We start from the raw sequence: 26104 nt of genomic DNA, 5'->3' as shown, positions 1-26104 counted from the left end.
CGGCGCAACGGATCGCCATCTTCGTTCCTTCGGTCAGATGCTAGATGCTTCGCTGGTTCACACGCCGTGAAAGCGCTTCGGCGCTCTCCTTCCGCTCGCTGTACCGATCGACCAGGTACGGGCCGATGTCTCTCGTCAGCAACGTAAATTTGACCAATTCTTCCATCACGTCCACGACGCGATCGAAATAAGCGGATGGCTTCATCCGCCCCGCTTCGTCGAACTCCATGAAAGCCTTCGCCACCGACGACTGGTTCGGGATGGTCAGCATGCGCATCCAGCGTCCGAGCACACGCATCTGGTTCACCGCGTTGAACGACTGCGAACCGCCGCTGACCTGCATCACCGCGAGCGTCTTGCCCTGCGTCGGCCGCACGGCGCCAACCGACAGCGGGATCCAGTCGACCTGCGACTTCATGATGCCCGTCATCGCGCCGTGCCGCTCCGGCGAGCACCACACCATCCCTTCCGACCACATCACGCGTTCGCGAAGCTCGACAACCTTGGGATGACGGTCGGGCGCGTCATCGGGTAGAGGCAGTCCGCTCGGATTGAACACGCGGGCTTCGGCGCCCATCGCCGTGAGCAAGCGCGCCGCTTCCTCGACCAGCAAGCGGCTGAACGAGCGCTCGCGGAGCGAGCCGTAGAGCAGCAGAATCCGGGGAGGATGGGTCGACGGCGTTGCCGGCCGCAATTGGGCTGCATCCGGCACGCGGAACAGTTCGGTGTCGAGTTGCGGTAAATCGTTCATATCGTCAGTCATGTGCAGATTCCCCGGTGTGCTCAGGCCCGGCACTCGTACCAGCCCTTCGACCGGTTGACGACACGCACGACCAGCAACATCACCGGCACCTCGATCAGCACGCCGACGACGGTCGCCAGCGCGGCGCCTGAGTGAAATCCGAACAGGCTGATCGCCGCTGCGACGGCCAGCTCGAAGAAATTGGATGCACCGATGAGCGCCGACGGACAGGCAACGCCGTGCTTCTCGCCGACCGCGCGGTTGAGCCAGTAGGCCAGTGCCGAATTGAAGAACACCTGAATCAGGATCGGTACCGCGAGCAGCGCGATCACCAGCGGCTGCGCGAGAATCGCCTCGCCTTGAAATGCGAACAGGAGTACGAGCGTCGCGAGGAGCGCGGCGATCGACCAAGGCGCGATCGTCACCATCGCGGCATCGAATGCGGCCATGCCCTTGGCGAGCAGGCGCGTGCGCCACACCTGCGCAAGGATCACCGGAATGACGATGTACAGCACGACCGACGTGAGCAGCGTCGCCCACGGCACAGTGATCGCCGACATGCAGAGCAGCAGCCCGACCAGCGGTGCGAACGCGATCACCATGATGCTGTCGTTCAGCGCGACCTGCGACAACGTGAACAGCGGATCGCCACCCGTGAGCCGACTCCACACGAACACCATCGCCGTACACGGCGCCGCGGCCAGCAGAATCAGGCCCGCGATGTAGCTATCGAGCTGGTCCGTCGGCAACATCGGTGCGAACAGGTGGCGAATGAACAGCCAGCCCAGGAAGGCCATCGAGAACGGCTTGACGAGCCAGTTCACGACGAGCGTGACGCCGATGCCTTTCACGTGTCGACGTACCTCGTGCAACGCGGCGAAGTCGACCTTGACGAGCATCGGGATGACCATCACCCAGATCAGCAGCCCGACGGGCAGATTGACCTGCGCGTATTCCATCCGGCCGATCTGCTGGAACAAACCGGGCAGCAGCCGGCCGAGCGCGATCCCCGCGACGATGCACAGCGCGACCCAGAGAGTGAGGTAGCGTTCGAAGAAATTGATGGCCGGCTTGGCAGCGGCCTTGCTCGGCGGGGCGGCGTTGTACGGGGTCATTGGACGGGGTCCGGTCTCGAAGGCGTCGCCCGCCGCTCACGCCGGCGGGCCGTCGTACGGGCGTCAGTTTCGCGAGATATCGGTCAACGCGTCCTGAAGCTCGGCATTGCTCATGCGCTCGAGCGGCAACGCCAGCAACTGCAACATGCGATAGCCGATCGCTTGACGCGTAAGGTCGAAGGCAAGTCGCTTGCCTTCGTCACCACCGACCGCATTCGACGGATCGGCGTAACCCCAATGGACCTTGACGGGGCTGCCGGGCCAGTACGGGCACGTTTCGGCTGCCGCGCGATCACACACCGTGATGACGACACGCATCTCAGGCGCCCCGTCGCCGACGAATTCGTCCCAGCTTTTGCTGCGGTATCCGTCGACGTCGGCGCCGGCGTTTGTCAACGCCTCCAGCGCGAACGGGTTCAGGCGACCGCTCGGCGCACTGCCGGCGCTGTACGCCCGGACGTCCTTGCCGAGCGTCGCGGCCCATAAATTGAGCATGCCCTCTGCCAGCACGCTGCGGGCAGCGTTGTGGGTGCAGAGAATCAGTACGTTCGTGGTCATTGGCGATGCACGCGAATGCGCGTCAGGATCGGCAGCTACCGGGCGTCGAGCACGCCGACACCGGCGAACAGGGATGACCGCCGCAGCAGTTCTCGGTGAGGTACGCCAGCAAACCGTTCATCGTCGCGAAATTTGCGCAATAGAACACGAAGCGGCCTGCTTGCCGGCTCGTCACGAGCTGCGCATACGCCAGCTCCTTCAAATGGAAGGACAATGACGACGGCGGCACGTCCAGCAACGTGGCAATCTGCCCGGCGGACATGCCTTCCGGCCCGGCCTGGACGAGCGCGCGAAACACGGCGAGCCGGGACTCATGCGCGAGCGCTGCAAGCGCAGCGATGGTTTGGTTCGTTTCCATATTTCGATAATAGTCGAAATATGGAACACCGTATAGCTCTGCGCCCGAATTTTGAGTGGCATTAGGTTCGCTGCCAGCCTGCAAAAAAAGGGGGTATCAGAGGCCCTTACCAGTCGGGCATCTTACGCCCGCCCGCCGTTCGCTCTCGTTCGCTCGAAATCGCGCCCAGTCGAAAAAAGCAGGCATCGTTTGAAATCTTCAGGGACGATACCCGCTTTTTTCACCGTGCCACTTACCGACATCAAGATCCGACAAGCGAAGGCAGCCAACAAGCCTGCCAAACTTGCCGACGGCAATGGACCGTATCTTGAGGTGCGTCCGCCAGGTTCGACGCTCTGGCGATACCGATACAGAAGGGCCCCAAAGGAGAACGTATTCGCGGTCGGCGCATACCCACGGTCGGTCTGCAAGACGCTTGCGAATCCGCGCGCAAACCGCTTCGGTCACCGCTGGCGTGAGTCTGACGGGAGGCGCAATGCAGCGATCTCCGTCAATCCGCCGGCTGTAGGGCGGCGACCTTGTTCCGACCGGTCGCCTTCGCGTAGTACAGCGCCTCATCAGCCGCCTTGATTACGGCATCAGGCTGCCCTTCCTGATCCGGCATCCAGCACGCCAGGCCAATGCTCGCAGTGACACGTCCGTATTCGCTGCCAGCGTGCTCAAGGGCCAACGCATCGATTGCCGCACGGATCCGCTCGGCAATCTGCGCCGCTCCGGTCTGTGGCGTGTCAGGGAGCAGCACGACGAACTCCTCTCCGCCATAACGCGCCGCCGTATCGGCCGGCCGGCGAATATTCTCGCCGATGCACCGCGCGACAGCCGCCAACGCATCGTCCCCGGCCTGATGACCGTATGTGTCGTTGTAAGCCTTGAACCGGTCCACATCCACGAACAGCAGCGAGAAAACGGAATGCGCACGTCGTGCGCGACGCCACTCCTGGTCCAGTACCTCGCCAAAGCTGCGGCGATTGCTCAGGCCGGTGAGACCGTCCGTCCGAGCGAGCAGCACGAGTTCCGACTCGGCCCGCATACGGCGCCGCAGCTGCGAACCGAGCAGAAGGGACAGCGCGATAAACGCCACCCCGAACGTCGCGACCAGTCCGCCGATCGTGATCGCACGTTGCCGCCATGCAGCGTAAATGTCCTGCTCGGCCTCTGCCACCATGATGATCAGTGGCAGTTTCGGCAAATGCTTGAAGTAGTACAGGCGGCGCACGCCGTCGATCGATGAGGTTTCAGAGAAGGAGCCCTCTCGCGCGGTCTGAAACCGCCGGAACGTTGCGGCTTTGCTGAGGTCGCGGCCGATAGTATGCACATCGTACGGCTGACGCATCACCATCTTGCCGTCTTCGCCGATCAGCGAAATCGAGCCATGTTTGCCAAGCGAGAGCCCGGCGAAGAGTTGATGGAAATATTCAAGATTGACCGCGATAACGGCAATGCCGCCAAACGATCCATCGGGGTTCGAAATCCGCCGCGTGAGCGCGATACTGAGCATGCCTCCACGCAAACGGGATACGAACGGGTCACTGATATAGAGTCCGACGTTCGGATTATCGCGGTGGACCGTGAAGTATCGGCGATCGGCGAAATTGCCCTTGCGCGGCTCGTCGTAGCCCGAATCCAGAATGATATTGCCGCCCGCATCCATCACGAGCATCGAACCGAGAAATTGTGCGGTCATGGCGTGATCGAACAGCACCGCACGGCGCAGACTGGGCGAAGCGTCCATCACATCGCGGCGCTGCAACCCATGGATGACCGCTTGCAAAGACAGGTCGTACAACTCGATATTGCGTTCGATGTCGCGCTCGGCGACAAGTCCGAGGTTGCGTGAAGTTTCCCTTGCACGCTCCATCGCGTCGTCGCGGCTCTGCAAGAGTTGCAGCACGCAGAGTGCCATGAGAGCGCATGCGATCACGGAAGCAATTGCCACGATGACGTAAGGGGCAGTCTTACGGGGATGCATGGGTCTCCTCACGGCGAATGAACGCCTCTCCCGTCGAGCGCAGATTGCTCATACTAAATCAGTTGGGCCGATATTCGCGCCCAGCGCGAACGGAAAAGCTCCGTCGTGCGCGATTATAAATATCCAGCGCGAAAAGTTGCCCGCTCGTAGCGGGCTTTTGCCTCCCGATACACGCGTTCGACGCGTTTACGGTTGTCTCGCCCGCCTTCCCGGCGAAGCATCCCGTACACGCGGGGCGCGCCGTAATGCCCCCCCTTCCGTGATTGCCTCGATGCGCATCTCCAGCGCGCTTTGATTCCGCGCGACCGACTCGTAACGGTAGACCGTGTGGGACATCTGCAACGACGCGCAGCTCTGCCGCTGGCTTGCGCGGATACGCTGGTCCGTGACCCGTTCACGGCACCGGGAATGCCTCGGAACTTTTGAACGCACATCCTGCAGCATGGCCTCGTCCAGCGACAGATCGACCACGAGCCGCTCGAGCTTCGCGTTCTCTTCCTCAAGCTGCTTCAGCCGGCGAAGCTCCGAAGGCGACAGCGCGCCGCACTTCGTCCTGGGTCGTTCGAGATCAGGCGACGATGCCTCGTAGTGCGGGCATGCGCAGGAACGCGGATTGCTGAGCTTCGCGCGCGCTGTTGCGGCGCATGCCGGCCTGTCACGACCCTGGTCGACACAATGCGGCGATTCGTTTCCTGTCCGGCATCAATCGCCGGCGCGATACGCCATTGCCGATCGCTTCGCCACCGGATATCCGGAGTGCATTAATCCGAATCCATTAAATCGCACATTTTACCGGCGCGACGGGTAATAATTGCGACCGGTTTTGCAATTCAATATTCGAAAACAAAAAACATTATTGACTTCGACTTTCCCGTAAATTTAGAATCGCCTACGACGGCTTACGTATCGTTTTCTTCGCTGCCCCGGATTCGTCACTCGCCTGCGCGAAGGCCTTTCGCATCGCCTTTCCCGCGGGGCATCGGCGCGTCACCCCTGCTGTTTTCAGCATTCGGCATTGATCGGCCATTCGGTTATTTGCCAACCCATTTTCCTTTCGAAGAATCGCAACACCCCGATTAATTCCCGTCATTCGCCAGAATGAATGCAAACCGGGATCAAACGGACCCAAGATCCGCCGATTAGAACATCCAGATAAAAATCGCCAGTCATCAGGAGGGACATCAACATGCATCGCCTTGCGAAGTCGCTGTGTCTCGGGCTCGTCTGCGCCGGTCTGCTGTCGGCCTGCAACGACGACGACGTCAAATCGAACAGCCCGCCGTCGAACACCGCCGCGTTGTCGTTCCGCATGGACACCGGCGGCCAGATCAACGCGTTCTACCGGCAGGACAAGGTCGCCGCGCACCTGCTGGTGCGCTCGTCGACGAAGCCGCGCCTGCTCGTGGTGTTCCCCGCCGGCAACAGCGGCACCGGGCTGTGGTTCGACGACACCGCGCAGCCGGTGAACTGGAGCCTCGACACGCCGCCGTCCGCGCTGTCGGCCCCGGACGCACACGGCCGCCCGCTGTACGGCATCGGCGCCGACGTGTCGGTCGACACCGGTACGCTGACGATCCGCCAGGGCGTGCTCAGCAACGTGCGCTTCCTGCGCGACTTCAACGGCGGCGCGACGATTCCGCAGCAGATCCTCACCGCGCCGACGGTCCAGGGCAGCGCCGCGCAATGGCAACGCGACCGGCTCGACGGCGCGCCCGGCTATGCGCTGCGCATCACGCTGCGCGACGGCGGCAGCATCGCGCCGGCAGCGGGCGGCAAGCTCGTGCTGAGCGCGCCGGCGGGCTCGCACACGCTGAAGCTGCACATCGATGCGCTATCGGGCGAGACGCCGCTGTCGCCGATCACGCACGCCGACCTGTTCGCCCCGTCCGTGAATCCCGACCCGGTCAGCCAGAACGTGCTCGAATTCCTGAGCTTCAACGACAAGCTGCTGGCCGGCTCGTGGCAGTACGACACCTACTTCGGCCGCGACACGCTGATCTCGGTCCGGATGCTGATGCCCGTGCTCGAACCCGCGGCGATCGAGGCCGGCCTGTCGTCGGTGCTGAGCCGCCTGTCGGCCGACGGCAAGGTCGCGCACGAGGAAGGCATCGGCGAATTCGCGCTGGTCGACAACCAGAAGAACGGGCGGCCGAACGATGCGACACCGACCTACGACTACAAGATGATCGACAGCGACTACCTGCTCGCGCCGATCGCGGCCGCGTGGCTGGTCGACGATCCGCGCGGCCAGGCCCGCGCGGCTGCGTATCTGGCGCAGCGCGGCAGCGACGGGCAGACCAACGGCAGCCGCCTCGTCGTCAATCTGCTGCACGTCGCGACGACCGCGCAGCCGTTCGCGCAGCAGCCGTCGGTCGCGAACCTGATCCACCTGCGGCCCGGCGAAATCGTCGGCAACTGGCGCGACAGCACCGACGGCCTCGGCGGCGGCGTCTACCCGTACGACGTGAACGCGGTGCTCGTGCCGGCCGCACTGCGCGCGGCGAACGCGTTCCTCGCCCGCGGCCTGCTCGATCCGTACCTCGATGCCGGGCAGCGCGCGACGCTCGCCAACACGGCGAACCAGGCGGCCACCTGGGAAACGCAGGCGCCGCCGCTGTTCCAGGTCAGCGTGCCGGCCGCTCAGGCGGCCACCGACGTGTCGACCTATGCGCCGTCCGCCGGCGTGCCGGCCGGCGCCGCGCCCAACGCACCGCTGGCCTTCTACGCGCTGTCGCTCGACCAGCAGGGCAACCCGATTCCGGTGATGAATTCCGACGGCGGCTTCGCGCTGCTGTTCGGCACGCCACCGGACGATCAGCTTCAGCGGATCGTCGCCGACGTCACGCGGCCGTTCCCGACCGGGCTCGTGACCGATGTCGGGATGCTGATCGCGAACCCCGCGTATGCGAACGCGTCGCTGTGGCCGAAGTTCACGAGCTCCGCATATCACGGCACGGTGATCTGGTCGTGGCAGCAGGCGATGTGGGTAGCCGGGCTCGATCGCCAGCTTGCGCGCCAGGACCTGTCGGCCACGACACGCACGCTGCTCACGCAGGCGCGCCAGACGATCTGGCAGGTGATCTCGAACGGGCGCGACATGCGTACGTCGGAAATGTGGACGTGGTCCTACGTGAACGGCAAGTACCAGACCGACGCATTCGGCACGCGGAGCGCCGATGCGACCGAAGCCAACGCGGCTCAGCTCTGGAGTACGACGTATCTCGCGATCCGCGATCCGCAGCAGCGCGCGGGCAAGTACTGGTGGCAGGCGTCGCAGCCGATGCAGGACGGGCAACCGAAGCAGGCGACGGCGGTGGCGTCGCGCTAGCGTGTCACCGGCCGCGTGCCGACCGGCACCGGCACTGGCACTGGCCTGCAAAGCCCCGGTGGCGCGCCCGCCGCCGGGGCGTCGGTGGAATGCGGATTACCGCGACACCACGCGGTTGCGCCCTTCCCGCTTCGCCTGGTACAGCCGCTCGTCGACCATCCGCAGCAGCGCATCGACCGTGCTGCCGTCGACGCCGTATTGCGCGACGCCGACACTGACCGTCACCTGCACGCGCTTGAAGTCGAGCCCGAACGGCGCACTCGCGATCGACGAACGCACGCGCTCGGCCGTCATCCGCGCGCCCTCGAGCGGCATCTCCGGCAAGAGCGCCATGAACTCCTCGCCGCCGACCCGCGCGAGCGCGCCCGCCGGCCGGATTGCCTCGAGGCACTGGCGCACGACGCCGCGCAGCACCTCGTCGCCGATCTGGTGCCCGTAGGCATCGTTGATGTTCTTGAAATTGTCGAGATCGAGCGCGAGCAGGCAGAACGGCGTGCCCTCGCGCTCGGCCCGCACGATCTCGCGCTCGACCTGCGCGATGAACTGCCGGCGGTTCGACGCGCCCGTCATCGGGTCGGTCGCGGCCATGTACTCGAGCTTCTGGTTCGTGCGCCGCAGTTCCTGCAGCGCGCTTTCGGCGCGCGCCATCGATTCCGACAACCGGCTCATCAGGTCTTCCTGGCTGTAGATCGCCGAGAACGAGCGCGTCGTCTGCAGCGCCTGCACGACGCCGTAACTGAGCAGGAAGAAGCCGCCCGCGAAGATCGCATGCGCGAGCCACCACATGTGATTCCACGGCTTGCCGAGGATGAACGCGAGCGACGACAGCGCGAACGCCATGATCGACACGCCGTAGATCACCATCAGCGGCGAGCGGATCCGCCGCGCGAGCAGCAGGCACACGTTCAGCAGCGAGAACACCAGCGCGCCGCCCTCCATCGACAGCCGCGTGCCCGGCGCGCCGGCGACCGGCGAATACGCGACGTACGCGACGGCCACGTTGACGATCAGGAAGAACACGATCCACGGCAGCCACGTCCGCACGCTCGTGCGCTTGTCGATCCGGTCGGGCGGACGCGAATACGACAGCAGGCCCGTAAGCAGCAGCGCCGACATCACGAACCGCGACGCGGGCCCATACAGCAGGAACAGCCAGATATTGTGGTGCGCCATCCCGGTGAATGCACCGTGCAGCGAATAGATCATCGCGAAGCCGAGAAAGCCGAGCGTCAGCCAGCGCAGCAGCGGCTCGCCGGACGACCGGTAGCACACCCACGTCACGTAGGTGACGAACGCGCCTTCGAGCGTCGCCGCCGCGATCGCGATTTCATGGAAGGCGTGGTTCTCGAACACGACGCTCCGGTCGCTGAAGAACCACAGATAGGCAATCAGATACGCAGGCAGCAACGCGAATCCGACCAGCAGGCATTTCGCGTAGAGCCTCGCGGCCGCGCTGACGACGCGCGGCGGTTCCCCGGCTGCATAGGTCGTACTCATTCGATCCCCGGTCGGTCTGCTGCGTTGGTTCGAATCTTCGCGGCACGGATCGCGCGACACACGATCCGGCCCATCATGCCGAAAGGCAAATGTCAGAGCAAGTATAGGAGGGGTAATTCGTTTGACAAGTCAGGGGAAACGGCATTGCCGGGTATATGCCGTTTGCTTCCCGATTGTTTCGAATGGCGTGTCGGCCGCGCCGATTCGCTGCGGCGGCGCAGCGGTGGCGCCGAAGCGCCGCCGCGGCGGCCGCCGGTCAAAGATCAGAGGATTTCGAACAGGCCGGCCGCGCCCTGCCCGCCGCCGATGCACATCGTGACGACCACGTACTTCACGCCGCGCCGCTTGCCTTCGATCAGCGCATGGCCGGTCAGGCGCGCGCCCGATACGCCGTACGGATGACCGACCGCGATCGCGCCGCCGTTCACGTTCAGGCGGTCCCCGGGAATCCCGAGCGTGTCGCGGCAGTACAGCACCTGCACCGCGAACGCCTCGTTCAGCTCCCACAGGCCGATGTCGTCGACTTTCAGCCCGGCCTGCTTCAGCAGCTTGGGCACCGCGAACACCGGGCCGATGCCCATTTCGTCCGGCTCGCAGCCGGCCACCGCGAAGCCGCGGAACACGCCCAGCGGCTGCAGCCCGTCGCGCCGCGCGGCCTCGGCGCTCATCACGACGCACGCCGACGCGCCGTCCGAGAACTGGCTCGCATTGCCCGCGGTGATCACGCCGCCCGGCACGGCCGAACGGATCTTCGACACGCCTTCGAGCGTCGTGTCGGGGCGGATGCCTTCGTCGGCCGATACCGTCACTTCCTGCGTGAACAGGCGGCCCGTCGCCTTGTCGGCGATGCCCGCGAGCACGGTGATCGGCACGATCTCGTCGCGGAAACGCCCGGCTTCCTGCGCGGCCGCGGCGCGCAGTTGCGACTGCACGCCGTACGCGTCCTGCCGCTCCTTCGAGATGCCGTAGCGCTTCGCGACGTTCTCGGCGGTCTGCAGCATGTTCCAGTAGATCTCGGGCTTGTGCTGGACGAGCCAGCCTTCCTGGACCATGTGCCGGTTCATCTCGTTCTGCACGCACGAGATCGATTCGACGCCGCCGGCCACGTAGACCTCGCCTTCGCCCGCGATGATCCGCTGCGCGGCCAGCGCGATGGTCTGCAGCCCCGACGAACAGAAACGGTTCACCGTCATCCCCGGCACGCTTACCGGCAAGCCCGCGCGCAGCGCGATCTGCCGCGCGATGTTCGCGCCCGTCGCGCCTTCGGGGTTCGCGCAGCCCATGATCACGTCCTCGACGCGCGCCGGGTCGAGCTTCGCGCGTTCGAGCGCGGCCGCGACCACGTGGCCGCCGAGCGTCGCGCCGTGCGTCATGTTGAAGGCACCGCGCCAGGATTTCGCCAGCGGCGTGCGTGCGGTCGATACGATTACGGCTTCGGTCATGCGAGTCTCCTTCGGTCCTGCTTCATGTCCTGAATCGGATGGGGAATGCGCTACGCCGCCGGGCGCGCGCCCGCGGACGTCACATGCGCGACGCCCGCTGCCTGCATCTGCTGCCATGCGTGCGCGAGCGACCCGTTCAGGTCGATCGCACGGCACGCATCGTTGATCACCGCGGCTTCGAAACCGGCCGCGCGCGCATCGAGCGCCGACCACGCGACGCAGTAGTCGGTCGCGAGCCCGCAGCACCACACACGCTTCGCGCCGAGTTCGCGCAGATAGCCCGCGAGCCCCGTGCGCGTCGTGCGGTCGGCTTCGACGAACGCGGAATAGCTGTCGACCTGCGCGTCGCCGCCCTTGCGGATCACCAGCCGCGCGTGCGGGATGTCGAGGTCGCGATGCAGCGCCGCGCCGTCGGTGTCCTGCACGCAGTGCACGGGCCACAGCACCTGCTCGCCGTACGGCAGCGCGAGCGTCGAGAACGGCTCGCGGCCCGGGTGGTTCGCCGCGAACGATACGTGCTCGCGCGGGTGCCAGTCCTGCGTGAGCACGACCTGGTCGAAGCGTTGCGCGAGCGCGTTGATCACCGGCACGACCGCATCGCCGTCGGGCACCGCGAGCGCGCCGCCCGGCATGAAGTCGTATTGCACGTCGATCACGAGCAGGACGTCGTCGGTGCGTTTCATTGCGTGTCTCCAGACAGGATCGGCCGCGCCGCGATGCGGCGTCGTCAGCCGTTGAACCCGCGGCCAGCCTTCGCCAGTTCCGCGATCGACGGCGCGAGCTGCCAGGCGTCGCCGTTCGGCGCGGCCGCATAGCGGCGAATCGCGCGCTCGACGTTGTAGAGGCCGACCGCGTCCGCGTACAGCATCGGGCCGCCGCGCCACAGCGGGAAGCCATAGCCGGTCAGGTAGACCATGTCGATGTCGGACGCCTTCGACGCGATCTTCTCCTCGAGAATCTTCGCGCCTTCGTTGACGAGCGCGAACACCAGCCGCTCGACGATCTCGTCGTCGCCGATCTTGCGCCGCTCGACGCCGCGCTCCTTCGAATACGCGACGACCATCTCGTCGACGAGCGACGACGGCTTCGCCTTGCGATCGCCCGGCACGTAGTCGTACCAGCCGGCGCCCGTCTTCTGGCCGAAGCGGCCCTGTTCGCACAGGCGGTCGGCGATCTTCGAATACTGCAGGTCGGGCTGCTCGACGTAGCGCCGCTTGCGGATCGCCCAGCCGATGTCGTTGCCGGCGAGGTCGCTCATCCGGAACGGCCCCATCGCGAAGCCGAACTTCTCGATCGCGCGATCGACCTGCGCGGGCAGCGCGCCTTCCTCGAGCATGAACAGCGCCTGGCGGATGTACTGCTCGATCATCCGGTTGCCGATGAAGCCGTCGCACACGCCCGACACGACCGCCGTCTTGCGGATCTTCTTGGCCACCGCCATCACGGTCGCGAGCACGTCCTTCGCGGTCTGCGCGCCGCGCACGACCTCGAGCAGCTTCATCACGTTCGCCGGGCTGAAGAAGTGCATGCCGACCACGTCCTGCGGACGCTTCGTGAACGCCGCGATCTTGTCGACGTCGAGCGTCGACGTGTTCGACGCGAGGATCGCGCCCGGCTTCGCGACTTCGTCGAGCTTGCGGAATACCTGCTCCTTCACGCCGAGCTCCTCGAACACGGCTTCGACGATCAGGTCGGCGTCCTTCAGGTCATCGTAGGACAGCGTCGGCGCGATCAGCGCCATGCGCGCGTCGAGCTTCTCCTGCGTGAGCTTGCCCTTCTTCACCTGCGCGTCGTAGTTCTTGCGGATCGTCGCGATACCGCGCTCGAGCGCGTCCTGCTTCGTCTCGAGCAGCGTGACGGGCAGCCCCGCGTTGATGAAGTTCATCGCGATCCCGCCGCCCATCGTGCCTGCGCCGATCACGCCGACCCGGCGGATCTCGCGCAGCGGCGTATCGGCCGGCACGTCGGGAATCTTGCTCGCCGCCCGCTCGCCGAAGAACGCATGGCGCAGCGCGCGGCTTTCCGGCGTCATCATCAACGCGACGAAACCTTCGCGCTCGGCAATGCTGCCCTGGTCGAAACCGTTCAGCACGCCGGCCTCGATCGCGTCGATGCACTTGTGCGGCGCGGGGAAATTCGGCGCGGCGGCCCGTGCGGAATTGCGCGCGAACTGGATGAAGCCCGCCGCGTTCTCGTGGACGATCTTGCGATCGCGCACGCGCGGATGCGGCCCCTTCTGCGCGCCGACCTTGCGTGCGAACGCGACGGCCGCGTCGAGCAGGTCGCCGTCGGCCATTTCGTCGAACAGCCCGCTCTTCGCGAGCTGCTCCGACGGCACCGGCGCGCCCGACACGATCATGTTCAGCGCGGTTTCGAGCCCGACCGCGCGCGGCAGGCGCTGCGTGCCGCCCGCGCCCGGCAAGAGGCCGAGCTTCACCTCGGGCAGCGCGACCTGCGCGCCGGGCGCCGCGACGCGGTAATGCGCGCCGAGCGCGAGCTCGAGGCCGCCGCCCATCACGACGCTGTGCAGCGCCGCGACGACCGGCTTCGCGCTCGCCTCCACCGCGCGGATCACGGTGTGCAGCGTCGGCTCCTGCAGCGCCTTCGGCGTATTGAATTCGGTGATGTCGGCGCCGCCCGAGAACGCGCGGCCCGCGCCGGTCAGCACGATGGCCGTGACCGACGGATCCTGCGCGGCGCGATCGAGCGCGTCCATGACGCCCTGGCGGGTCGACAGGCCGAGCCCGTTGACGGGCGGATTGTTGAGCGTGATGACGGCCACGCCGTCGCGAGTCGAGTAATCCACTGCCATCTGCCTGCCTCCATGCATCGCGCGCCGGATTGGCTGCGCTTCATTGTGCGCGGTCGAACGGCCGCATGTCCGGATGAACGCAGGCAGCATACAACGAAAAAGCACGGTCGTTCAATTTGAATTTCGTTCCCGATCCGGGGACCGGGTGACCGGCATGGGCGACCGGCATCGGGCGACCGGTTCGCAGGCCGTCGCCAGCCCGGGCGCTGCGGTTACGGCTCGCACACCGCCGTCGGCAATACGTAGTCGCGGAACGTCTCGCGCAATTTCAGCTTCTGCAGCTTGCCGGTCGCGGTATGCGGCAGCGATTCGACGAACACGACGTCGTCGGGAATCCACCATTTCGCGACCTTGCCCTCGTAGAACGCGAGCAGCGTGTCGCGGCTCAGGTTCGCGCCTTCGCGCGGCACCACGACGAGCAGCGGCCGCTCGGTCCATTTCGGGTGCGCGCAGGCGATGCAGGCGGCTTCGGCCACCCCAGGATGCGCGATCGCGACGTTCTCGATGTCGATCGAGCTGATCCACTCGCCGCCCGACTTGATCACGTCCTTGCTGCGGTCGGTGATCTGCAGGAAGCCGTCGGGGTCGATCGTCGCGACGTCGCCGGTCGGAAACCAGCCGTCCGACAGCGGCGACGCGTCGCCGCGAAAGTAGTGATCGATCACCCATGGCCCACGCACCTGCAGTTCGCCGAACGCGACGCCGTCCCACGGCAACTCATGGCCATCGTCGCCGACGATGCGCATGTCGACGCCGCAGATCACGCGCCCCTGCTTCTCGAGCAGCCGGCGCTGCGCGTCGAGCGGCCGCTGCGACTGCGCCCAGTTGAGCTTCGCGAGCGTGCCGAGCGGCGACAGTTCGGTCATCCCCCACGCATGGATCACGCGCACGCCGTATTCGTCCTCGAACGTGCGCAGCATCGCGGGCGGGCACGCGGAGCCGCCGATCACCGTGCGGTTCAGCGTGGAGAAACGCACACCGGCTTCGCGCATGTAGTTCAGCAGGCCGAGCCACACGGTCGGCACGCCCGCGGAGAACGTCACGCGCTCGGCCTCCATCAGCTCGTACAGCGATTTCCCGTCGAGATCCTTGCCGGGCAGCACCAGCTTGCCGCCCGTCAGCGGCACCGCGTACGGCAGGCCCCATGCGTTGACGTGGAACATCGGCACGACGGGCAGCACGGCGTCCATCGCGGACAGGTTCATCGCGTCGGGCAGCGCGGCGCCGTACGCGTGCAGCACGGTCGAACGATTCGAATACAGCACGCCCTTCGGGTTGCCGGTCGTGCCGGACGTGTAGCAGAGCCCCGACGCCTGCTGCTCGTCGAGGCGCGGCCAGTCATAGCGGCCGTCCTCGGCTTCGACGAGCGTTTCGTAGCAGAGGAATGGCGTGGCGCCGGACGGCAGGTGCGCGGCGTCCGTCAGCGCGATCCAGCCCTTCACGTGCGGGCATTGCGGCGCGATCGCGTCGACCAGCGGCGCGAAATTGATGTCGAACAGGACGTAGCGGTCTTCCGCGTGATTGACGATGTACGCGATCTGTTCGGGAAACAGGCGCGGGTTGATCGTGTGGCACACGGCGCCCATCCCGCCGATCCCGTAATACGCCTCCAGATGCCGGTAGCCGTTCCACGCCAGCGTGCCGACGCGCTCGCCGGTTTCGACGCCGAGCCGTGCGAGCGCCTGCGCCAGTTGCTTCGCGCGGCGCTCGCAATCGCGGTACGTATAGCGATGCAGGTCGCCTTCCACGCGCTTCGACACGATCTCCGTGTCGCCGGCGTGCCGCGCGGCATGCGAAATCAGCGACGACACCAGCAGCGGCACATCCATCATCTGGCCCAGCAACGGCTTACCCATCGTCTTGTTCTCCCTGAGGATGCGAATCGGTGACCAGCCTGGGGGCTGTTTCCGGACGGAAGCAGTCCCGCTGCGCGCCTGTCGGCGGCCCCGGACGGGCGTGGCGCGCGGTGCGCGGGCCGCCATGCGGGCGGCGCGGCGCCGCCTTACAATATCGGCTTACCCAGAGGCGCTCAACATGTCGTTTTCCCGAAGCGCAGCCGATGCGGCTGACACCCTGCCCGACCTCGCCGCGACGCTCGGCGCGCCCGCCGAACGCGCGTTCGTCACGCTCGGCGACGCGTTTCATACGCGGCTGCCGGCCGCGCCGCTTGCCGCGCCGTACGTGGTCGGCTGTTCCGACGAAGTCGCGCAACTGCTCGACCTGCCGCCCGAGATCGCCGCGCAGCCCGGCTTCGCCGAGCTGTTCGCCGGCAACCCGACGCGCGACTGGCCCGCGCACGCGATGCCGTACGCGTCGGTCTATTCCGGCCATCAGTTCGGCGTGTGGGCCGGCCAGCTCGGCGACGGCCGCGCGCTGACGATCGGCGAATTGCCCGGCACCGACGGCCGGCGCTACGAACTGCAGCTCAAGGGCGGCGGCCGCACGCCGTACTCGCGGATGGGCGACGGCCGCGCGGTGCTGCGCTCGTCGATTCGCGAATTCCTGTGCTCGGAAGCGATGCATCACCTGGGCATCCCGACCACGCGCGCGCTGACGGTGATCGGCTCCGATCAGCCGGTGGTGCGCGAGGAGATCGAGACGGCGGCCGTCGTCACGCGCGTGTCGGAGAGCTTCGTGCGCTTCGGCCACTTCGAGCACTTCTTCTCGAACGATCGCCCGGACCTGCTGCGCCAGCTTGCCGATCACGTGATCGACCGCTTCTATCCGGCCTGCCGCGACGCGGCCGATCCGTACCTCGCGCTGCTCGAAGCCGCGACGCTGCGCACGGCCGACCTCGTCGCGCAGTGGCAGGCCGTCGGCTTCTGCCACGGCGTGATGAACACCGACAACATGTCGATCCTCGGCGTGACGATCGACTACGGTCCGTTCGGCTTCGTCGACGCATTCGACGCGAACCACATCTGCAACCATTCCGATACCGGCGGCCGCTACGCGTACCGGATGCAGCCGCGCATCGCGCACTGGAACTGCTATTGCCTCGCGCAGGCGCTGCTGCCGCTGATCGGGCTGCAGCACGGCATCGCCGACGACGATGCGCGCGCCGAGCGCGCGGTGGACGACGCGCAGGCCGTGCTCGCGAAATTCCCCGAACGCTTCGGTCCCGCGCTCGAACGCGCGATGCGCGCGAAGCTCGGCCTCGAGCTCGAACGCGAGCACGACGCCGACCTCGCGAACAAGCTGCTCGAGACGATGCATGCGAGCCACGCGGATTTCACGCTGACGTTCCGCCGGCTCGCGCAGCTCTCGAAGCACGACGCGAGCCGCGACGCGCCCGTGCGCGACCTGTTCATCGACCGCGAAGCGTTCGACGCATGGGCGAACCTCTACCGCGCGCGGCTGTCCGAGGAAACGCGCGACGACGCGGCTCGCGCGGTTGCAATGAACCGCGCGAACCCCAAATACGTGCTTCGCAACCATCTGGCCGAAGTCGCGATCCGGCGCGCGAAGGAAAAGGATTTTTCGGAAGTGGAGCGGCTCGCGCAGATCCTGCGCCGCCCGTTCGACGAACAACCGGAGCATGAAGCGTACGCGGCGTTGCCGCCCGACTGGGCCGGCTCGCTCGAAGTGAGCTGCTCGTCCTGAGCCCGCAACCCGCGCATCTCGACCGACCGATCAGGAGAACCCCCATGTCACACGATTCCGACGATAAAACCTTCCCGTACCAGAAGGACGACGCCGAACTGCGCCGCCGGCTCACGCCGATGCAGTACGAGGTCACGCAGCACGCGGCGACCGAGCGCGCGTTCACCGGCGAATACACCGACACCGAGGATGCCGGCATCTACAAGTGCGTCGTCTGCAGCACGCCGCTGTTCGAATCCGGCGCCAAGTTCCACTCGGGCTGCGGCTGGCCCAGCTACTTCAAGCCGCTCGACGGCGAGGTGATCGACGAGAAGGTCGACTACTCGCACGGGATGGTGCGCGTCGAGGTGCGCTGCAATCACTGCGGCGCGCATCTGGGCCACGTCTTCGAGGACGGCCCGCGCGACCAGACCGGTTTGCGGTACTGCATCAATTCGGCTGCGTTAAACTTCGAGTCCCGACCCGAAAACGAATGAGCGGCGCCGGGCGGATCGCCGAGGCAGCCAGCCCCAGGCTGGCCGCCCCGATCCGCGACGGCGATGCCTGGCGGGTCCCTACAACGATGACAGGCCGCGCCAGCGGCCCGTCACGCAGCTGCGAGCGCCATGAAATTCCTGTTCGATCTGTTTCCGATCATCCTGTTTTTTGTCGCCTTCAAGGTCTGGGGCATCTTTACCGCCACTGCCGTCGCGATCGTCGCGACGCTGGCCCAGGTCGCATGGGTCGCCTTCCGGCACCGGAAGGTCGACACGATGCTGTGGGTCAGCCTCGGCGTGATCGTCGTGTTCGGTGGCGCCACCCTCGTCCTGCATGACGAGAAATTCATTCAATGGAAACCGACTGTGCTGTACTGGCTGTTTGCGATCGGGTTGCTCGCCGCGCGTTATGCGTTCAGCAAGAACCTGATCGAGAAGATGATGGGCAAGCAGCTCACGCTGCCGTCCCCCGTGTGGGACAAGCTGAACCTCGCGTGGGCGCTGTTCTTCGCGGTGCTCGGCGTCGCGAACCTGTACGTGGTGCACAACTTCACCGAATCGCAATGGGTGAACTTCAAGCTGTTCGGTACGACGGGCGCGATGGTCGTATTCATCATCCTGCAGAGCCTGTGGCTCACCAAGTACCTGAAGGACGAGTGACATGAGCGACACCTTTCTCCACGCCTCCCCCGACGAACGCATCGCGCTGATCGAAGCGCGCCTGACCGCGTCGCTCGCACCGCAGTCGCTCACCGTGCGCGACGACAGCGCGCAGCACGCAGGCCATGCCGGCGCGGCTGCCGGCGGTCATTTCACGGTCACGATCGTATCGTCCGCGTTCGCGGGCAAGCCGCGCGTCGCGCGGCATCGGCTGGTGTATGATGCGCTCGCTGATGCGATGCAGCGCGGCATTCACGCGCTCGCGATCGTGGCTTACACGCCCGAAGAATTCAACGAATCTTCAATCTAGTCTCATTAGGAATTCCCGATGATCCTGAAATCCCCCCGCCTGTGGGTCGCGGCGGCTGCTTTTGCAGCGGCACCTGCATTTGCCCAGAACATCGCCGTCGTCAACGGCACGCCGATTCCGAAGTCGCGCGCCGACGCGATGGTCGCGCAGCTCGTCCAGCAAGGCCAGACCGACGGCCCGCAACTGCAACAGGCCGTGCGCCAGGAACTGGTGAACCGCGAAATCCTGATGCAGGAAGCGATCCGCGAAGGCATCCCGAATCGTCCGGACGTGAAGGCGCAAGTCGCCGTCGCGCAGCAGACCGTCGTGCTGCGCTCGATGATCGAGAGCTTCCTGAAGAAGAACCAGCCGACCGACGCAGAAGTGAAGGCGCGCTACGACGAACTCGTCAAGGGCGTGGGCGGCAACCGCGAGTATCACCTGCACCACATCCTCGTCGACAACGAGCAGCAGGCGAAGGACCTGATCGCGAAGATCAAGGGCGGCGCGAAGTTCGAGGATCTCGCGAAGCAATACTCGAAGGATCCGGGTTCGGGCAAGAACGGCGGCGATCTCGACTGGTCCGATCCGAAGGCGTACGTGCCGGAATTCGCGGCGGCCGCGCAGAAGCTGCAGAAAGGCCAGATGACCGACACGCCGGTGAAGACGCAGTTCGGCTGGCACATCATCCGCGTCGACGACATCCGCGACATCGCCCCGCCGCCGTTCGACCAGGTGAAGGCGCAGATCGCGCAGCAGCTCGTGCAGCAGAAGCTGCAGGCGTTCGAGGAAGGTCTGCGCCAGCAGGCCAAGATCCAGTAACGCCGGCGCGCGTCGCACGCGCATCGAAAGCCGCTCTTCGGAGCGGCTTTTTCTTTTGGCGCGCACGAACAGGTGTGTCGCGACGCGATGGCGTTCAGCCGACGCGCAATAAAAAACCGCTCCGAAGAGCGGCTTTTCCCGTGCCAGGCATTGCCCGCTCGCAGCGTTCGCTACGCGGGATAAAACACGTCGTGATAACGCGCTTCGCCCGACGGCGGCGGGGCCGATTCGTCGAACGGCAGCGCGAGGAAATACTCGGGCGGCGCGCCCGGAAACACGATGTCGCCGTGCGGCTCGAACCCGAAACGCGCGTAATACGCCGGCTCGCCGAGCACCACGCAGCCGTGCGCGCCGAGCCGCCGCAACGCGTCGAGCCCCGTGCGCACGAGCCCCGCGCCGATGCTTTGCCGCTGGCAATCGGGCCGCACCGCGAGCGGCGCGAGCCCGTACCACGGCTGGCTGCCGGCCGGCTCGCCGCCGATCGCGACCGGCGAGAACGCGACGTGCCCGACGATACGCCCGTCGCGCTCCGCGACGAGCGATACGCTCAGCGCACCGTCCGCGCGCAGCGTCTCGACGATACGCTGCTCGAACGCCCCGCCCTGCGGCTCGCCCGCAAACGCCGCACGGATCACACGGCCGATCGCATCGGCCTCGCTCGCACGTTCATCACGCAGCGTGACGACCTCGACCGGCGCGTTCGGGTCGAACATCATCCGGATCAGCCGATCCAGCGGCGTGCGTTGCGGAACACCCGCATCCACGGGCTCGCCTCACCCCAGCCTTCCGGGTGCCAGCTCATCGCGACCGTACGATGCACGCGCTCCATGTGCGGCATCAGCACCGAGAAGCGGCCGTCGGCCGTCGTGACCGACGTGATGCCGGCCGGCGAGCCGTTCGGGTTGAACGGATAGCGCTCGGTGGCTTCGCCGCGGTGGTCGACGTAACGCATCGCGACCGCGACGCGATCGATGTCGCCCTGCTGCGAGAAGTCCGCATAGCCTTCGCCGTGCGCGACCGCGACCGGAATCCGCGAGCCTTCCATGCCCGCGAAGAAGATCGACGGCGACTTCTCCACTTCGACGAACGAGAAGCGCGCCTCGAACTGCTCGGACTTGTTGCGCGTGAACTTCGGCCAGGCTTCCGCGCCCGGGATCATCGACGCGATGCTCGACAGCATCTGGCAGCCGTTGCAGATACCGAGTGCGAACGTATCGGGGCGCGCGAAGAAGGCCGAGAACATGTCGGCGAGGTTCGCGTTGAAACGGATCGTCTTCGCCCAGCCTTCGCCCGCGCCCAGCACGTCGCCGTACGAGAAGCCGCCGCACGCGACCGCGCCCGCGAAATCGGCCAGCGTCGCGCGGCCCGCGAGCAGGTCGCTCATGTGCACGTCGTGCGCGTCGAAGCCTGCGCGGTCGAACGCATACGCGGTTTCCAGATGCGAGTTCACGCCCTGTTCGCGCAGGATCGCGACGCGCGGCCGTGCGCCCGTCGCGATGAACGGCGCGGCGATGTCGTCGGCCGGATCGAACGTCAGCACCGGCGAGAGGCCCGGATCGGCGGCGTCGAGCAGCGCGTCGTATTCGGCATCCGCGCAGGCGGGGTTGTCGCGCAGGCGCGCGATGCGCCAGCTCACTTCGCTCCATGCGCGATGGAGTTCGGTGCGCGGCGCGTCGCAGATCTTCTTCGCGTCGCGGTACACCTCGATCACGTCGCGATCGTTGACCGTGCCGATCACGTGCGAGCACGTCGACAGGCCGAACTCGCGCAGCGCGCCGAGCACCGCGTCGCGGTCGGACGCGCGCACCTGCACGACGGCGCCGAGCTCTTCGGAGAACAGCGCGCGCAGCGTGCGGTCGTCGCGACGGCCGCTCGTCTGCTTCGCCCAGTCCTTCGCGTCGCCGTAGTCGGATTCGTGGTTCGGGTCGAGCGTCAGCATGTCGACGTTCAGCGATACGCCCGCATGGCCCGCGAACGCCATTTCGCACACGGTCGCCCACAGGCCGCCGTCCGAGCGGTCGTGGTACGCGAGCAGCTTGTCTTGCGCATTGAGCGACTGGATCGCGTTGAAGAAGCGCTTCAGGTCTTCCGCGTCGTCGACGTCCGGCGTCGCATTGCCGACCTGCTGCGTGACCTGCGCGAAGATGCTGCCGCCCATCCGGTTCTTGCCGCGGCCGAGATCGATCGCGATCAGCACGCTGTCGCCCGTGTCCGCCACGCGGCGCAGTTGCGGCGTGAGATGGCGGCGCACGTCCTCGACCGGCGCGAATGCGGAGATGATCAGCGAGACGGGCGACACGACTTCCTTCGCGACGCCCTGCTCGTCCCACTTCGTCTTCATCGACAGCGAGTCCTTGCCGACCGGGATGCCGATCCCGAGCGCCGGGCACAGCTCCATGCCGATCGCCTTGACCGTGTCGAACAGCGCGGCGTCCTCGCCGGCCGTGCCGCACGCGGCCATCCAGTTCGCCGACAGCTTCAGCTTGTCGAGCGACGCGATCGGCGCGCTCGCGATGTTCGTGATTGCTTCGCCGACGGCCATGCGGCCCGATGCCGGCGCGTCGATCACCGCGAGCGGCGTACGCTCGGCCATCGTCATCGCCTCGCCCTTGAAGCCCGCGTAGTCGAGCGCGGTGATCGCGCAGTCGGCCACCGGCACCTGCCACGGGCCGACCATCTGGTCGCGCACCGACGTACCGCCGACCGAACGGTCGCCGATCGTGATCAGGAACGACTTGCTGCCGACCGTCGGGTGCTTCAGCACGTCGAGCGCGACTGCCGACAGCGCGATGCCCGTCACGTCGACCGGCGCACGCTCGGTGCTCACGCGCACGACGTCGCGGTGCATGCGCGGCGGCTTGCCGAGCAGCACTTCCATCGGCATGTCGACCGGGTATTCGTCGGCACCCGTCGCTTCGTCGTCGACGAGCTTCAGCTGGCGTTCGTCGGTCGCGACACCGACCACCGCGAACGGACAGCGCTCGCGCGCGCAGATCGCCTCGAAGCGCGGCAGGTCGGCCGGCGCGATCGCCAGCACGTAACGCTCCTGCGCCTCGTTCGACCAGATTTCGCGCGGCGACAGGCCCGATTCCTCGAGCGCGACCTTGCGCAGTTCGAAGCGCGCGCCCTTGCCCGCGCCGTCGACGATTTCGGGGAACGCGTTCGACAGGCCGCCCGCACCGACGTCGTGGATGCTCAGGATCGGGTTTTCCGCGCCGAGCTGCCAGCAGCCGTTGATCACTTCCTGCGCGCGGCGCTCGATTTCAGGGTTGCCGCGCTGCACGGAGTCGAAGTCGAGCTCGGCCGTGTTCGCGCCGGTCGCCATCGAGCTCGCCGCGCCGCCGCCCATGCCGATTCGCATGCCGGGGCCGCCGATCTGGATCAGCAGCGAGCCCGCCGGCACGTCGTGCTTGTGCGTGTGCTGATCCGCGATGTTGCCGAGGCCGCCCGCGATCATGATCGGCTTGTGATAGCCGTGCACCGTGCCGCCGACGTTCTGCTCGTACACACGGAAGTAGCCGCCGAGGTTCGGGCGGCCGAATTCGTTGTTGAACGCGGCGCCGCCGAGCGGGCCGTCGATCATGATCTGCAGCGGCGACGCGATGCGGTCCGGTCGGCCGTACGGGCCGTGCGCTTCGTTCGGGTTGCGCTCGGCCACCGGCTGCGCCGCGTCGCGCGCGTTTTCCCACGACTGGCGGGCGTCCGGCAGGTCGAGGTTCGACACGGTGAAGCCCGTGAGGCCGGCCTTCGGACGCGCGCCGCGGCCCGTCGCGCCTTCGTCGCGGATCTCGCCGCCTGCACCGGTCGCCGCCCCCGGGAACGGCGAGATCGCCGTCGGGTGGTTGTGCGTCTCGACCTTCATCAGCGTGTGCGTGAGCTCGGTGTGGCGGCCGTAGCGTTCGCCCGGCTCGCCGGCCGCGCCAGCCTTGCGCGGGAACCAGCGCTCGGCTTCGGCGCCGACCATGATCGACGAGTTGTCCGAATACGCGACGATCGTGCCTTGCGGGTTCAGCTTCTCGGTGTTGCGGATCATCGCGAACAGCGACATGTCCTGCGCCTCGCCGTCGATCGTCCACTGCGCGTTGAAGATCTTGTGGCGGCAGTGTTCGCTGTTCGCCTGCGCGAACATCATCAGCTCGACGTCGGTCGGGTTGCGTTCGAGCTTGCGGAACGCGTCGACCAGGTAGTCGATCTCGTCGTCGGCGAGCGCGAGGCCCAGCTCGACGTTCGCGCGCTCCAGCGCGCCGCGGCCCACACCCAATATGTCGACGCTCGCGAGCGGCTTGGCCGGCAGTTCGTCGAACAGGTGCTTCGCGTCGTCGCGCGCCGCGATCACGCTTTCGGTCATCCGGTCATGCAGCGCGGCAGCGACGGCCGCGCGCGCGTCGTCCGACAGCGCCTTCTTGCCGCCGAGCAGGCCCGACTTCAGCGTGACCGTGAATTCGACGCCGCGCTCGATGCGGCGCACCTGCGTGAGGCCGCAGTGCTGCGCGATGTCGGTCGCCTTGCTCGCCCACGGCGAGACCGTGCCGAAGCGCGGCAGCACGACGAAGGTCTCAGTCGCGCCCTTCTCGCCCGCCGGCTGGAACGGCGCGCCGTAGTGCATCAGCGCATCGATGCGCGCGCTGTCGTCGGCCGACAGCGGCTCGGCCGCATTGACGAAGTGCAGGAACTGGCCGCGCACCGCGACGATGTTGGCGTCGATTTGCCTGAGCGTGTCGAGCAGACGGGTTTGACGGAAATCGGAGAGGGCCGAAGCGCCGGGAAAACACGAGAAGTGAGCCATGGGCTGGACTGACGTCGATGAGTCGCGCGAGGTGGCGACGTGGGGCGAAAGGAAGGCCGTAATTATACCCGGAAGTCGGCCGCCCAAGACCGGCCGATCGGTAGTCCACATGCACCGCACCGGTGCCCGGGCGCGCGGCGCGCACGGCCGCCCGCCGGGCCGGCCTGCGCGGGCCCGCGCGCCGGCCACCGTGGCGCGACCGCACGGCCCATGCTCGGCCGGCGCCGGTTCGCGCACTTTTGGCGCTATCATTCCGGGTTCACCGGGCCCGGGCCCTCAGCGAATTCTCACCGGGCGGCGTGCGCGCCGTCGGTCATCGAAGCAATCCAATGGATGTCATCGTCATCGGCGGCGGAATCAGCGGCGTCGCCACCGCCTACCAGCTGCGCGCGGCCGGCCATCGCGTGTGCGTGGTCGAACGCCACGCGACCGTCGCGCAAGGCGCGACCTACGGCGACGGCGGCGCGCTGCTGCCGAGCCCGCTCGACGTCTGGTTCGGCCCGACCTTCATGCGCCAGCGCCAGCCGCGCGACAGCGGCATCGTCTACAAGCCGGGCTTCAACGGCGGCGTGCGCCACTTCGTCAAGCAGCTCGGCACGCTGCGCGAGCCCGACGCGTTCGCCGCGCAGTACGCGCGGCTGCGCCCGCTGATCGACGTGTCGCGCGACACGCTCGCCGATATCGAGGCGCGCCTCGAGCTCGAATTCGAACAGAAACCCGGCATCCTGCACGTCGTGCGCGAGCCGCGCGACTGGGACGCGCTGCAACCCGCGCTCGACCTGCTGCGCACGCTCGACCAGCCGTACCGCACGCTCACCGCCGACGAATGCGCGGCGCTCGAACCGTCGGTGCCGGCCGAGCCCGGCTTTGCCGGCGGCGTGCTGCTCGAAACCGAGCGCACCGGCAACTGCCCGCTGTTCGCGAAACTGGTCAAGCAGACGCTCGACGAGCACGGCGTGCAGTTCCGTTTCGGCGCGGACGTCGCCGCGATCCGCGTCGACAACGGCCGGGCCGCGGTCGAGCTCGTGCCGCCGGGCAACCGGAGCGCGGCGAAGGCGCGCGAGGTCGACGTGATTTCCGCCGACGCGATCGTGGTCGCCGCCGGCGCCGGCAGCATTGCGCTGCTCGAACGGCTCGGCTGGCGCCTGCCGCTGCACCCGGTGCGCGTCCACACGCTCACCGCCCCCGTCGCATACGAAGAACACTCGCCGCACCTTTGCGTCATCGATTCGATCAAGCGGATCTCGATCACGCGCACCCACCAGCGGCTGCGCGTCGGTGGCGCCGCCGTGCTGCAAAGTCTCGCCGACACCGCGAAGCCGCTCGCCGAACCGTTGTCCGAGGCCGCGCTCGCGCTGCTCGGCCAGGCCGTCCATGACTGGGTGCCCGGTGCTGCAAAGATCTCGGCCGCGCTGTCGTGGCGAGGCATGCAACTGCTGTCGCCGGACGGCCTGCCCGTCGTGGGTCCGACCCCGCATCCGCGCGTGTTCGTCAATTTCGGCCATGGCCCGGCCGGCTGGGGCCTCGCGTGCGGGTCTGCTAAAGTGGTGACCGACTATCTGGGCGGCAACGTCCAGCACTGGCCCGCCGACACGCTCGCCGCGCTGAGCGCCGGCCGCTTCACGACCTGACCGCCGCGGGCCGACC

20 protein-coding genes and 1 pseudogene are annotated in these 26104 nt (G+C 66.9%); 8 read left to right on the top strand and 13 right to left on the bottom strand.

Features of this window, described 5'->3' with window-relative positions; genetic code table 11:
* Nucleotides 1-40 precede the first annotated feature (40 nt).
* The 4 genes from arsH to HWW87_RS06505 form a co-directional block, all read right to left on the bottom strand.
* Nucleotides 41-763, bottom strand: coding sequence for an arsenical resistance protein ArsH (gene arsH / locus HWW87_RS06520; protein ID WP_279608014.1), 723 nt, complete (start codon nt 761-763; stop codon nt 41-43).
* Nucleotides 764-783: 20 nt separating this feature from the next.
* Entirely contained in the window at nt 784-1857 is a 1074-nt protein-coding gene (gene arsB, locus HWW87_RS06515) for an ACR3 family arsenite efflux transporter (RefSeq protein ID WP_175819662.1), read from the bottom strand.
* A 63-nt stretch (nt 1858-1920) separates the two neighbouring features.
* The gene (locus HWW87_RS06510) at nt 1921-2415 is read right to left on the bottom strand and encodes an arsenate reductase ArsC (RefSeq protein WP_175819661.1); all 495 of its coding nucleotides are present in this window, start codon (nt 2413-2415) and stop codon (nt 1921-1923) included.
* A 22-nt stretch (nt 2416-2437) separates the two neighbouring features.
* Complete coding sequence (locus HWW87_RS06505) at nt 2438-2773, bottom strand: metalloregulator ArsR/SmtB family transcription factor (RefSeq protein WP_175820682.1); 336 nt, start codon at nt 2771-2773, stop codon at nt 2438-2440.
* 225 nt (nt 2774-2998) lie between these two features.
* Here HWW87_RS06505 and HWW87_RS37525 point away from each other — a divergent pair, with 225 nt between their 5' ends.
* The gene (locus tag HWW87_RS37525; protein WP_347879288.1) at nt 2999-3343 is read left to right on the top strand and encodes an Arm DNA-binding domain-containing protein; all 345 of its coding nucleotides are present in this window, start codon (nt 2999-3001) and stop codon (nt 3341-3343) included.
* Here HWW87_RS37525 and HWW87_RS06500 read toward each other — a convergent pair.
* Nucleotides 3264-4742: a sensor domain-containing diguanylate cyclase gene (locus tag HWW87_RS06500; protein WP_175819660.1), complete on the bottom strand. Its 1479-nt coding sequence runs from the start codon at nt 4740-4742 to the stop codon at nt 3264-3266. The genes HWW87_RS37525 and HWW87_RS06500 overlap by 80 nt on opposite strands.
* Before the next feature lie 161 nt (nt 4743-4903).
* A pseudogene (locus tag HWW87_RS06495) lies at nt 4904-5297 on the bottom strand (IS3 family transposase); the annotation flags it as partial.
* A gap of 631 nt (nt 5298-5928) precedes the next feature.
* On the opposite strand from HWW87_RS06495, the gene HWW87_RS06490 reads away from it, so the two are divergent.
* Nucleotides 5929-8070, top strand: a complete 2142-nt coding sequence (locus tag HWW87_RS06490) for a hypothetical protein (RefSeq protein ID WP_175819659.1) — start codon at nt 5929-5931, stop codon at nt 8068-8070.
* Nucleotides 8071-8166: 96 nt separating this feature from the next.
* Here HWW87_RS06490 and HWW87_RS06485 read toward each other — a convergent pair whose 3' ends face one another.
* The 5 genes from HWW87_RS06485 to HWW87_RS06465 form a co-directional block, all read right to left on the bottom strand.
* Nucleotides 8167-9567 (bottom strand): sensor domain-containing diguanylate cyclase, encoded by a 1401-nt coding sequence (locus HWW87_RS06485; RefSeq protein ID WP_174388153.1) that lies wholly within the window; start codon nt 9565-9567, stop codon nt 8167-8169.
* A 263-nt stretch (nt 9568-9830) separates the two neighbouring features.
* Nucleotides 9831-11009 (bottom strand): acetyl-CoA C-acyltransferase, encoded by a 1179-nt coding sequence (locus tag HWW87_RS06480; protein ID WP_175819658.1) that lies wholly within the window; start codon nt 11007-11009, stop codon nt 9831-9833.
* Nucleotides 11010-11059: 50 nt separating this feature from the next.
* Nucleotides 11060-11692 carry a bifunctional nicotinamidase/pyrazinamidase gene (gene pncA, locus HWW87_RS06475; protein ID WP_046545910.1) on the bottom strand — a complete coding sequence of 211 codons (633 nt, stop codon included), beginning with the start codon at nt 11690-11692 and terminating at the stop codon, nt 11060-11062.
* A 44-nt stretch (nt 11693-11736) separates the two neighbouring features.
* Nucleotides 11737-13821, bottom strand: coding sequence for a 3-hydroxyacyl-CoA dehydrogenase NAD-binding domain-containing protein (locus HWW87_RS06470; protein ID WP_175819657.1), 2085 nt, complete (start codon nt 13819-13821; stop codon nt 11737-11739).
* 212 nt (nt 13822-14033) lie between these two features.
* On the bottom strand, nt 14034-15677 hold the full coding sequence (locus HWW87_RS06465; RefSeq protein WP_175819656.1) for a 3-(methylthio)propionyl-CoA ligase: 1644 nt from the start codon (nt 15675-15677) through the stop codon (nt 14034-14036).
* A gap of 178 nt (nt 15678-15855) precedes the next feature.
* Between HWW87_RS06465 and HWW87_RS06460 the strand changes: the two genes are divergently transcribed.
* The 5 genes from HWW87_RS06460 (at nt 15856) to HWW87_RS06440 (ending at nt 19671) form a co-directional block, all read left to right on the top strand.
* Complete coding sequence (locus HWW87_RS06460; RefSeq protein ID WP_175819655.1) at nt 15856-17424, top strand: protein adenylyltransferase SelO; 1569 nt, start codon at nt 15856-15858, stop codon at nt 17422-17424.
* 44 nt (nt 17425-17468) lie between these two features.
* Nucleotides 17469-17900 (top strand): peptide-methionine (R)-S-oxide reductase MsrB, encoded by a 432-nt coding sequence (gene msrB / locus HWW87_RS06455; protein ID WP_027784676.1) that lies wholly within the window; start codon nt 17469-17471, stop codon nt 17898-17900.
* A gap of 129 nt (nt 17901-18029) precedes the next feature.
* Nucleotides 18030-18560 (top strand): septation protein A, encoded by a 531-nt coding sequence (locus HWW87_RS06450; RefSeq protein WP_006483893.1) that lies wholly within the window; start codon nt 18030-18032, stop codon nt 18558-18560.
* Between the two features lies 1 nt (nt 18561).
* Nucleotides 18562-18870 (top strand): BolA family protein, encoded by a 309-nt coding sequence (locus tag HWW87_RS06445; RefSeq protein ID WP_174388159.1) that lies wholly within the window; start codon nt 18562-18564, stop codon nt 18868-18870.
* Nucleotides 18871-18888: 18 nt separating this feature from the next.
* Complete coding sequence (locus tag HWW87_RS06440; protein ID WP_059832565.1) at nt 18889-19671, top strand: peptidylprolyl isomerase; 783 nt, start codon at nt 18889-18891, stop codon at nt 19669-19671.
* A 170-nt stretch (nt 19672-19841) separates the two neighbouring features.
* Here the strand turns inward: HWW87_RS06440 and HWW87_RS06435 are convergent, their stop codons facing one another.
* On the bottom strand, nt 19842-20387 hold the full coding sequence (locus HWW87_RS06435; RefSeq protein WP_175820681.1) for an N-acetyltransferase: 546 nt from the start codon (nt 20385-20387) through the stop codon (nt 19842-19844).
* Nucleotides 20388-20392: 5 nt separating this feature from the next.
* The gene (gene purL, locus HWW87_RS06430; RefSeq protein WP_175819654.1) at nt 20393-24457 is read right to left on the bottom strand and encodes a phosphoribosylformylglycinamidine synthase; all 4065 of its coding nucleotides are present in this window, start codon (nt 24455-24457) and stop codon (nt 20393-20395) included.
* A 329-nt stretch (nt 24458-24786) separates the two neighbouring features.
* On the opposite strand from purL, the gene HWW87_RS06425 reads away from it, so the two are divergent.
* Nucleotides 24787-26088, top strand: a complete 1302-nt coding sequence (locus tag HWW87_RS06425; protein WP_175819653.1) for an FAD-dependent oxidoreductase — start codon at nt 24787-24789, stop codon at nt 26086-26088.
* The last annotated feature ends 16 nt before the right edge of the window (nt 26089-26104 follow it).

The sequence above is a fragment of the Burkholderia sp. BCC0419 genome, assembly GCF_902830285.1.
GTDB lineage: Bacteria > Pseudomonadota > Gammaproteobacteria > Burkholderiales > Burkholderiaceae > Burkholderia.
The sequence above is the reverse complement of the archived record's forward strand: the minus strand, read 5'-3'. Positions and strand labels throughout refer to the sequence as shown.